The 11,268-nt window shown below is 54.0% G+C and carries 6 protein-coding genes; 3 read left to right on the top strand and 3 right to left on the bottom strand.

Features of this window, described 5'->3' with window-relative positions; all coding sequences use genetic code 11:
- Nucleotides 1-799: 799 nt before the first annotated feature.
- The 3 genes from FP815_02245 to FP815_02235 all read left to right on the top strand — a co-directional run bounded on the left by FP815_02245 (nucleotide 800) and on the right by FP815_02235 (nucleotide 6,434).
- Nucleotides 800-3,139 carry an ATP-dependent helicase gene (locus FP815_02245; GenBank protein MBA3013753.1) on the top strand — a complete coding sequence of 780 codons (2,340 nt, stop codon included), beginning with the start codon at nucleotides 800-802 and terminating at the stop codon, nucleotides 3,137-3,139.
- A 1,068-nt stretch (nucleotides 3,140-4,207) separates the two neighbouring features.
- Nucleotides 4,208-5,728, top strand: a complete 1,521-nt coding sequence (locus tag FP815_02240) for a hypothetical protein (protein ID MBA3013752.1) — start codon at nucleotides 4,208-4,210, stop codon at nucleotides 5,726-5,728.
- A 136-nt stretch (nucleotides 5,729-5,864) separates the two neighbouring features.
- A complete protein-coding gene (locus FP815_02235; GenBank protein MBA3013751.1) occupies nucleotides 5,865-6,434 on the top strand; it encodes a glycine zipper 2TM domain-containing protein in 570 nt (189 codons plus the stop codon).
- Here FP815_02235 and FP815_02230 read toward each other — a convergent pair.
- The 3 genes from FP815_02230 to FP815_02220 all read right to left on the bottom strand — a co-directional run.
- Entirely contained in the window at nucleotides 6,412-7,455 is a 1,044-nt protein-coding gene (locus tag FP815_02230; protein MBA3013750.1) for a DUF4340 domain-containing protein, read from the bottom strand. The two genes, FP815_02235 and FP815_02230, sit on opposite strands and share 23 nt — an antisense overlap.
- 134 nt (nucleotides 7,456-7,589) lie before the next feature.
- A complete protein-coding gene (locus FP815_02225) occupies nucleotides 7,590-10,523 on the bottom strand; it encodes an ABC transporter permease subunit (protein MBA3013749.1) in 2,934 nt (977 codons plus the stop codon).
- The coding region (locus FP815_02220) for an ATP-binding cassette domain-containing protein (protein ID MBA3013748.1) at nucleotides 10,520-11,268 on the bottom strand (749 nt) is incomplete at its 5' end. The genes FP815_02220 and FP815_02225, both read right to left, overlap by 4 nt.

The following is an 11,268-nucleotide window of genomic DNA, read 5'->3' as shown; positions in this document are numbered from 1 at the left end:
TTAACTTTATCGAAGTCGCGCTGCTCATCCGCCACGATGGCCCGGCGCAGCCGGGCCATCTAATAATTATCCCGTTTCTAGATATCATCCCTGCCAAACCAATTTTGGCATCAGAATATTCGGATTAAATAAGATTTTTCTAACTAGATATCACGCACACTACACATGATATCTAGTTTATCGAATATCATTCTCACATGAGATGCCACCACTCCGGTCCTCAAACATTATCGGGGTCAAGTCAAGTCATGCAAAACAACGCGCGCCGGAGTAGCAGAGTGCCATAGATTAACGATTCCCCGCTATTTTAGTCTTCACCAAGAACAACAACATCCCCACCCTTCATTCTTCGCCATTAAACAACTCAACGTGGAAATTAACAATAGCGACTCTTCCTCACTAAATTCTGAAATAAAACCCCCAATTAATTTCAGAAAATTTCTGAATATTCGACCCTTCCACATTAATCAAGATCTTTTACTGTTTTTTCTTGGGCAATTTTATTGCCCCATTCAAAAATTGAACTTTTATACAAAAGATCAGAGTGTTATTTTCATCGTACTTAAATATCACTTTGATCACATTGGGAGTTTTATGGTGGTGATCTATGACTCAAGTCAAGCCTACCCTTCCAGCACTGTAGGAAATTTGCCCTCCAATTCCATTTTTTAACAACTCCCCACGATCAGCTTTTGCATGGCTTCTCTTTCTACGGTATAATTTGTCGCCGCTACCGGAAGACAATACGAGCCAATCCCAGCCCCAAGAATGTTACCCGGATCACCAACCCAACACCACCATGAACCTTACCCAAGAACAACAACTGATCGTCGCCCATGCCGGGGGTCATGCCAAAGTCAGTGCGGTTGCGGGATCGGGCAAGACCTCCACCATGGTGGCTCGAGTCCGGCACCTTCTTAAACAGGGTGTGCCAGCCCACCGGATTATGGTCCTGATGTTCAACCGCTCGGCCCGTGACGCCTTCAGCGCCAACCTGACCGCCGTCTTAAAACCAACAGGCCTCGCTCCGCCCGAAGTCCGCACCTTCCACTCCCTGGGACTACGCCTGATTCAGAGCTTCTGCAAACGGGGAGCGCTGCCTGTCCGCACCCTGCTCACCGCCGACTACCAGGTTGACCTATTGGCCAAGGAGGCAGTCAAACAGGCGATGGAACAAGACGACGACAGCCGGGACTGGCTGGCCAAAGATGCCATGGAGGGTTTTTTGACCTTCATCGATCTGGTCAAGGCCAATACCAGACCGCCAACATCCCTCTTCGATGAACTCGGGCTTGACGATTCACTCACCTACTTCATCAAGGCCTTCGAGATCTTCGAGCAGATCCGCACCGAACGGAGGGTCCGCTTTTATGCCGACCTGATCCACGAACCGGTGATGGCCATCTTAGCCGACACAGCCCTCGCTCAGTGGGTCGGAAACCATGTCGACCATATCATCGTTGACGAGTACCAGGACATCAATGAAGTACAGCAGCAACTGCTGAAGGCAATCGCCGGCAGTCAAGCCAAGGTGATGGTGGTTGGCGATGTAGATCAGTGCATCTACGAGTGGCGCGGTGCACGACCAGAATACATTAACGAGCGTTTTCAGCACGACTTCGCCAACCCTGCTAACTTCACCCTCTCCTACACCTTCCGCTTTGGCCATCAACTCTCCCTGGCAGCAAACTACCTGATTCATCATAATCACCAGCGAGACCGCAAACTCTGCCGCTCCTTCCCCGGCAACAGCAAGACCCAACTCGACTGCCAGATCGATGACACCCCCCACCCAATCCTCAGCATCCTCATCGACTGGCAGAACCAAGGCCGGTCCTTGAGCGAGGCAGCAGCCCTGGTCCGGATGTTTGCCATGAGCGTGCCCTTGGAACTCGCCCTGATGGAGGCCGCGATCCCCTACCACCTGCTCGGCCACGAACGGGTCTTTGAGTGTCCCGAGATCATGGCCTTAACCGGCTTCCTAAAGCTCTGCCATGGCGGGGCACAGTTCTCTCTAGAGATAATAACGGCTATGCTTTCCAACCCGCACTTGGGCCTCAAGCGCGTCCATCTCGAAGCCCTGGCCCGTGACATCGCACACGCGCCGCATCAGGCGCCAGAGTTAATCTTAACCCAGGTCAACCGCGATACCCCACCCTTTATTAAACGGCAGATCGAGGAACGAGCAGTTGCCTGGAAGGAGATCCAACAACTGCCGGCAAAGACCAAAGCCCACGAACTCCTCTCGGTCATCATCAACAAAACCGGCCTCTTTGACTTCTACCACTCATTCTCCTCTCGACTCTCCCAAGCCGAGAACCGGATCAAAACCTGCCAGGCCTATGTCAGCTTCGCTCAACGTGTAAATCTGCCCATCGCCAATTTTTTGGATCACATTGATCACTTGCAACAGAGATACACAAAACCGGACGGAGAGTCCTTATTGATCACCTCCATCCACCGAGCCAAGGGCCTTGAGTGGCCTTTAGTGATTCTCCCGGGACTGACCGACGGCTCCTTTCCGATACTTGATGATACCCTTGAATCGATGCTCACCAATTTTGAAGATGAGCGACGTCTCTTTTACGTGGCCATGACCAGGGCTCGGGAGCGCCTCATCTTCATCCACCCTCACGACCAGAAACTCTTGCAACAGCAGCAGGCCGGGGCCAGCCGATTTATCCCCCCAATCGACAACACGGCCCCGTTAGCGAGCCGATTCCTCTATGAATCCAATCTCCGGCTCAGCGGAAGACTCGGAGACGCGATTGATGCCGATCTCTCTTCTCCAACCAATCATAAGGATATGGAGATCCCTCCCGCCACACCTCAACACCCACCGAGTTCACAGCTCTCCGCCGTTGACTATAAGGTAGCCAACGCTTACCTCGCCGCCATCGATTCACCGCTGCCCAGAGTTAAAGGTCCAACCCGCGACAAAAAGGTAACTGGCGCCGGCAAGGACGGATTTCTGAAGATCGAAGAACTGGCAGAGGGTTTAATGGTCCATCACCAGACCTTTGGCACCGGTGTGGTCACGGCAGTGCCAAACCGGCGGCAGGGCAAGGTAAAGATCTTATTCGAAGGGGTTGGGTCCAAAGTGTTAATCGCCGACATGGCAAAACTGGTGGGCCTTTAAACCACCCGCGCCACCAGCGGCGCATCCTCGTTGGCGCGGCCCTCTGTCGCACAATAGCGACACTGGGATGATGTTAAATATTTAACATGTTTACAGGTAGTTATTCCCTTAATAACTCCGCCACCTTTCCCGCAGTACTCTCTGTTGTCTCCTTTAACCGACAACCTTTTGGCACCGAGACCTAAAACGCACGTTATCACCACACTTAATCAATAAATAACAACGAAAAATCAATGAATTAAACAAGACAAATCCAAGTGGCACAGTGTTTGCTGTCTTGCTGGCTTCATACGCTTTGAGCCCCAAATAGGGTAAACACATACTTTGTTACATGGAGGAATAATGCACAAATCACTAATTCTCAGCACCGCAACACTAATCACCCTGGGAACGATCCCAGCAGCCATGGCCGATACCACTCTGACCTTGAATGCCGGCTGGAACTTGGTCAGTTCCACCACGCCGGTGAGCAATGTCGCCACCACCTTTGGCAATCCCCAAAAATTCGCCTCAGTCTGGACCTGGAACTCCAACACCGGCCAATGGAACTCTTTTGTGACCAGTAGCGCTCCCCCTCAACCCAATGGCTTCTTACCCCTGCACACAATCAGCGCCGGCGAAGGCTTCTGGATCAACAGCAAGACCAAACAAACTGTTACCATCACCGGCAGCGCCACCACTGACACCACCCTCACCCTTGCCGACAGCTGGAACCTCAAAGGCGTCAACACTCCGGTTAATGTCTCGGAGGTGTTCAACGCCAACACTTCCGCCACCAATACCCATAAATACTCATCAGTCTGGCAATGGACCGGCACCACCTGGTCGGTCTTTATTGCCGGAGAATCCACCCCAGGGGCCTACGCCAGATCCAAGGGCTTTATCCCACTCACCACCCTCTCCCCTGGCCAAGGATTCTGGGTTAACGTAAAACCGGGTCAAGGCGGAAGCATCAAACTACGCCGAACTCCTGGAAACACGGGGGGAACTGGAAACACCGGCGGGAGTTCAACCTCTACCAATGGCAATTATCAGCTTCTAGCGTGGAACGATCTGGGAATGCACTGCATGGACGGCAACGACTATTCAGTCTTTTCAATTTTGCCTCCCTACAACAACCTTGTCGCCCAGCTAGTCAAGAAAGGAAACGGCACCGCATCACGGGTTGTCTCGGGAGTAACGATCACCTATGAAGCGGAACCTTCTTTTGCCGGCAAATGGAATACAATCAGCAGCACTAAGACCAATTTCTGGGAGCATGTGGGCGCTCTGTTCGGCGTTACCCTTTCCCCGGATATGGGACTCAAAAACAATGCCGTCCAGAGCACGACCCCCCAGCCGATGACCTATAACGCAGAACATGATTGGTGGATTGCCGAAGGGATACCAACCTCACCCCAAAATGACGACGGCACCTACAACCACTACCCGATGGTCAAGGTTGTCGCCAGGGAGACCCTGTCCGGCGCGATCCTTGCCACCACAACAACGGTGCTGCCGGTCAGCGATGAGATGGATTGCAAGAAGTGTCATGGCTCAACCTCCGGCTACAGCGCCGCCATGCCCGCCAGTGGCTGGGAGAATGACCCTAATGCGGAAAAAGATTACAAACTCAACATCCTGAAGCTCCATGATGAACAGAATGACATATCACCCTATCTCAACGATCTCAAGCAGCTCGGCTATGACTACACCGGTTCACTGCTCGCCACCGCCCAGAGCGGCACCCCGATCCTCTGCGCCATCTGCCACAAAAGCAATGCCCTCGGCACCAGCGGCTTTAGCGGCATCCCTCCGCTGACGACTGCGATTCACTCCCTCCATGCCGACGTGCTCGATCCGTCCAACGGCGAATCGCTCAACAGCAGTACCAATCGTACCGCCTGCTATACCTGCCATCCTGGCTCTTCAACCCAGTGCCTCAGAGGAGCGATGGGCAAGGCCACCGATGCCAAGGGAAACACTCTGATGCAGTGCCAAAGCTGTCATGGCTCCATCAGCGCCGTGGGCGCTGCCACCAGAGAAGGATGGCTGCAGGCGCCAAGTTGTCAGAACTGCCACCAAAACGGCCAGCGGTATACCGAAGCCGTAACTGACGCTCTCACCGGCGCCCTCACTCCAGTCGTTGATACCCGCTTTGCGACTAATGCCAACACTCCGGCAGCAGGGTCCAATCTCTACCGCTTCAGCAGGGGGCACGGTCAGTTGCAGTGTGAGGCGTGCCATGGTGCAACCCATGCCATCTATCCATCCCTCAGGGCCGAAGATAATGTCCAAAGCATCGCGGCACAGGGTCACGCAGGAACAATTGCCGAGTGTACCGTCTGCCATACCACCGTGCCGAATACGGTAACCGGCGGCCCCCACGGCATGCACACCATAGGGCAGCAGTGGATCAGCAAGCACCAGGACGCCGCTGATGGCAACGCCAAGAACTGTACCGCCTGTCACGGCAAAGATTATCGCGGAAGCCAGCTCTCCAAGACCTTCAGCGCCCGATCATTCTCAATAGACCACGGCACCAAAACATTTGCGGCAGGACATCAGGTGAGCTGCTACGACTGCCATAACGGACCCGACGGAGAGTAATGACTCACGAAAACCACCAAAAAAACTTGATGCCATGACTCTGGCATCATCAGATCATGATGTTTATTAAGTACAAGCCCTCCTTGCCGAGAGACAAGGAGGGCTTACTCTATTCTCACCACCAAAGGATACGACGATGAAAAAAATAATCGCAGGTTTGACACTGGCCTTGAGTTTGAGCCTGACGGTTCAGGCCGGGGCTGACAGCAACGCTGTCAACGGATTACTACTGGGGGCTGGAGGCGGAGCCCTGATCGGGCAGGCTGTGGGCAGGAATACCAAAGGGACACTAATCGGCACGGCGGTGGGATCGGTCCTGGGGTATGCCCTTGGCAACGAGATGGACAAAAATGGAACCTACCGACCGGTAGCCCGCTCAACGGTCTACCGAGAACCCAGGATGGTAGTGGTCAGGCCAGAGAGTCAGGAGATGTGTCGGGAAACAGAGATCCTCGCCACCATTGATGGCAGGGCGGAGACAATCTATGGGATGTCATGCTGGCAGGACGGCGAATGGGTGATGGTGGCAGACGAGCCGCCGCCTCCGGCCTTTATCACCAGAACGATCGTGCTGCGCGAACGCGAAAGAGACCATCACCGTCATGGCCATCATCGCTCCCACCGTCGAGACTGGAGCAGAGATGATGACCATGGCCATGAACGGAGAAAGCACAAACAAAAGGTCATTTATCGGGCGGGGTGGTGACCGGGGCCGGGATTGCCGGGACGCCGGGATCTGCCGAGGCTGCCGGGGCAACGGCCCCGGTGTCTGTCTTTGCAGACGCAGCGTCACCTGCAACCGGTTGAGCGATAATAAGAGACTCGGCACTAACCTCCATCAGCTCCTTGACCCCGTACTCCTTGACCTTGGCATAGAAAACCACCTGTGACGCCTTGACCAGCAGGTCCTGATCTTCAGGCTTATCCTTAGCCCAAATCTGTAGTGTTGGTGCGCCATCTTTGGTCTGATAAGTAATCGTGGCAACTGGTTTGCCCTTGGGGGAGGTAAAATCCTTCGCTTGATAAGAGGCTACACTGATCTCACCTGCGCTCGCAAGCAGCTTTTCGATTCGTTTGGAGTCGAGGGTCGATTCCGGCTTTTCTTTGAGCCGCCACTCTTTATCTCCCTCCTTGATCAACTCAATGGTGCCTTTGGTATTGACCAAAGTCAAACCCGTAAGGGTCTCAATAGACTGGCTGAAGTAGCGGGCTTGCCACCACGACTCCTTGTCGGTTTGAACCTGCCAGGCAGAGAGATCGTCGATCTGATAGACCTCCTTAGCTTCGGCCAAGCGAAGATGAATCGATTTGGCACTGGGTGCGGTGCCAAGATAAAAGACCGTCTTAACATCCCCCTCTGTCAACTCAACCTTACGATTAAAATCAGTGTCACCAACCTTGAGACGGGCATGGCTGGCTGCAGTCTGGCTGACCAACCGGGAGGACTTGCTGTCCGAAAACTTCTTGATCAGCTCCTCAATCTTCGTCGTATCGACGGGAAACTCCCCTTGACTCAACAGCCAGACGCCATCCTTCTTGGCTAGAGTAATCGTCTTCCCCTGGTCATCGGTAATGGTCATGGCTGTTACTTTCTCAAAGGCCAAGGAGGGAAAGATATTGGCCGCCGACGGAGTCACCTTCTGACCCGGACGATACAGAAAGGCAATAAGTGCCACTTGCACAATCAGCAGGACCAACAGGACGATATTTTTCTTTGCTGTATTCATGATTCACCCTTTCTTCTTGAATAGGCTGAAGGCTTTTTGACTGTAGACTGTCGGACTACTCTCAACGAGCTGCATCACTCCCGCGCTCCCAACAGTCTCCAGGCTAATCCCTAAGTACCCTGATCTGTTGCCGATCATCCACCGATCATCGGTTGTTCCTTGCGATGTCGCCAGCCGCCATACAGACTGACAATCAGCAGGGCCACAATGGCCACCCCATAATTTAACCACTCCCAAAAGGTCTGCTGCTGCCGGGAAAGCGGCGCTAACAGGCGAGCGTACGTGCCACGAGACCGGATCACTAACAAGTCCTCGTCCTCCACTGACCAATCGACCAAATTCTGGAGGAAACTCAAGCTGTTCAGGAAACGGTCCTGGCTCATGGACTGAGAGATGCTAAACACCGTATCATTAACGAATTCCGTGCTGCCCACCACCACCAGACGGGCCGATTCCGGAGACTTTTTGATCACCGGGGCATCAGGCAACTTGACCTTTTCCGTCTTCTCTTCCTTGCCTGCCTTGCTGTCTGCCGGACCTAAAGACTCTTCCTTGATCCCATCCTCATCTTGCTCATGTTCATGCTCTTGTTCCTTGGCCTTGGCGATGCGCGGGTCAGGCCGCTCGGCAAAATAGCTGGCAAAGACACCCTGACTGCTCACAGCCAAGGTTTTAGCGGACATGGAGTCCCCTGAGGCAAAGCCGTCGTCTGGAAAACGCTGAAAATCAGGCTGAACATCAGTCCCGGTAAAGCTCCAGGAATTGGGACTTGACTCCAACAGCTTCACCACCTTACGGCTCTGGTCCTTGGTGTCGATGATCAAGGGCGAAACCCAGTTCATGGTCACTGCCGGCAGATTGGCAACGGCAGTACTCTCTTTGGTCATGCCGCTCGCCCGAACATCGACAAAAAACGGGTAGTTGATCTGACGGATCTCCTGGACAGTCAGGCCTCCCAAATTTCTGGTCACCGGGATCGGGAAAGGCTCATTCTGCTGATCCATCACCAATGAGTCTTCAACCGTAATCCCGTAATGGGCCAGTAAATCACCGATGCCGCTCGTCACCTTCTTGACCGCTAAGGCTTGAGAGTATGGACTGATATCAAGCAGGTAATTACCGGCCAAAGCCACGACCGCCCCACCCCGCATCAAGTACTGATCCACCGCAAAACGGGCCATGTCATCCATGTCCTTGGGCGCCACCAGCAGGAGGACATCAACATCCGGCGGCACTCGACCGAACGAGAGATCCACCTTGACCAGGTTATAATTCTCCGGCAGAACCTTCTGGATCATCCGGTAACTCTCTTGTGGCGGGGGCTGTCCCATCATCGCCATCTCCGGCGGGGCATCAGCGGACGGCGTCCACAACCCGATGGTCTTCAAGAATCCTGAAGAAGTCTGCTTGAGGATCGACTCTACCTCCTTGCGGATCTCGACATCACCCATATCACCGGCCAGATAGATCCGCTCGGTCTTATCGCCAACCGTCAACAGCAAGTACATATAAAAGGTCTCAGAAGAGAAAAAAGAGAGCTGCATGGGATCGACATCGAAACGCTTCTTGAGTTCGGCCTGCTGCGGGTTAGCGCCCGGATCAATAGCCTCATAACGAAGTTTGCCCCCGGACTCCTTGCTGATCGCCTCGCCGACTGTATCAATGCTGGCCGGCAGCTTGGCCAACTCCGGCGGCAGGCCGTCCCTGGTGATCACAGCGGTCAGGGTCAGATCACCCTGAATCTTTTCAAAGATTGAGCCCAGGCTCTGAAAGCCAAAAACGGCCTTCTTGATTGACTTGGTCAGATCGTATTCCAAATTGCGGAGTCGAACATCAATCTGACCATCGGGCCGGGGCTGAACTTCGATAATGTCATTGAACCCCAAGGTGACATGCTGGTCTCCATACTTAACCAGGATATTGAAATACGAGTTGACCACCGATGCCTCGTAGCGCCCAGCCACCTGAAAGGGGACCGGCTTAATGCCATACTGCTGATTGACCTCTGCCTCTTGCTCCGGGTCGTATTTGGGATCGACAAAATCGACCTTGACCCGCCCATGGGAGGCGATAGCGTACTCCTGCATCAGATCCTTAATCCGTGGCACCAGGGGTGAAAGCAGGGGGTGGGTTTTCTCGGAAAAATAGCCCCGCAGGATCAGAGGGTCGCTTAAGTTGGTAATCAAATCCCGGCTGGTCTGGGAGAGGGAGTATTCCCGATTCTCAGTGAGATCAAGACGCAGGCCACTCACCTTGTTCAACCAGAGGTTGACGGCCAGGATATTGGCGATCAACAGCACTGTGGCCATAATCAGCGTCCGCCGATAGCGAACGGTGTTCGGCCCGCAACTCCACCGCTTCTTATCAAGCGAGAGGATATTGAGCGCCAGAAAGATGGCGGCGAGAGAACCGTAATAGACCAGGTCACGCAGGTCAATAACCCCACGCTCGATACTGGTAAAACGGCTGCCGGTGCCAAGGGCCCGAAACACCTCCCCCATGGTGTTACCCATGAAGTGAGTAATATCGGCTGACCCCAGGATATAGAAAAACCCGCCAACCAGGACGGTAAGGATCAAAGCGACGATCTGGTTGTCGGTTCGCGACGAGAGGTAGAGGCCGATGGCGATATAGGCCGAGGCCATCAACAGAGCCCCAAGGTAACCGCCAAACACCGGACCCCAGTCCAAAGGTCCAAGCAGGGACACGGTCACCGGCAAACCCAAGGTCAAGGTTAAGGCCACTGCCACCAGGGCAAACACGGCCAGGAATTTACCCAACACCAACTGCCAGAGCTTGACCGGCAGGGTGAGGAGGATCTCCATGGTCCCCATGCGCTGCTCTTCACTCCACTGACGCATGGTCAAAGCCCCAACCAAAAAGATCATCAACACCGGCATCCAGCGGAAAAGCGGCCGGATGTCCGCAGTATTGCGGGCAAAAAAGGTCTCCAACCAGAAAAAGGAGAAAAGCGCGGTCAATAGGAAGGCGCCGATGAAGAGCGCCGCCATCGGTGAGCCGAAATAGGCCTTTAATTCTTTTTTAGTAATCGCTAACATCCGGTTCATCGTCCACCTCCAACCGTGGCGGTAAGTTCATTGAAAACGGACTCCAGGGTCTTGGTCTCGTGCCGCAGCTCCATCACCGGCCAATCTTGAGTCTTGGCCAGGGCAAAGATTTTTGGACAGAGGTCAACTCCTGCGCCAGTTCCCCGCACCCGATACATGACGGCATCAGTGCGTTCATCCATATCGACCCGGGTCACTCCGGACAAACCGTCCAAGGCCTTTTTGATCGCCGCTTCCTGGCCATTTCTACCAACAATAAGCTGGGCTTGCGCAGTAGCCGCCATCTCGGAGAGCTTGGCATCGGCCTTCAGTTCTCCGCGAATAATAATCAACGCCCGGTCGCAGGTAGCCTCGACCTCGGAAAGGATATGAGTTGAAACCATGATCGTGCTGTTCTTGGACAACGAACGAATCAAGCGCCGGACCTCAACGATCTGAGTCGGATCGAGACCGTTGGTAGGTTCGTCCAGGATCAGCAGCTTGGGTTGATGGAGGATGGCCTGAGCGAGACCAACCCGCTGGCGATAGCCCTTACTCAAGGTGCCGATAGGCCTGGTCAACCGATCCACCAGACCAACGGAAATCGCAGCCTCACCAATCCGGTCACGCTGCTTTCCCTTGGGGATATTACGCAGCTCAGCGATCATCTTGAGGTATGACTGGACCGTGAGTTCCGGATAGATAGGCGCGTTTTCGGGCAGATAGCCGATCAACTCCTGTACTTTCTCGGTGTCGTTCAAGACAT

This window comes from Desulfobulbaceae bacterium (genome assembly GCA_013792005.1).
Classification (GTDB): domain Bacteria; phylum Desulfobacterota; class Desulfobulbia; order Desulfobulbales; family VMSU01; genus VMSU01.
Note: the sequence above shows the minus strand (reverse complement) of the source record. Positions and strands in the feature narration are given on the sequence as shown.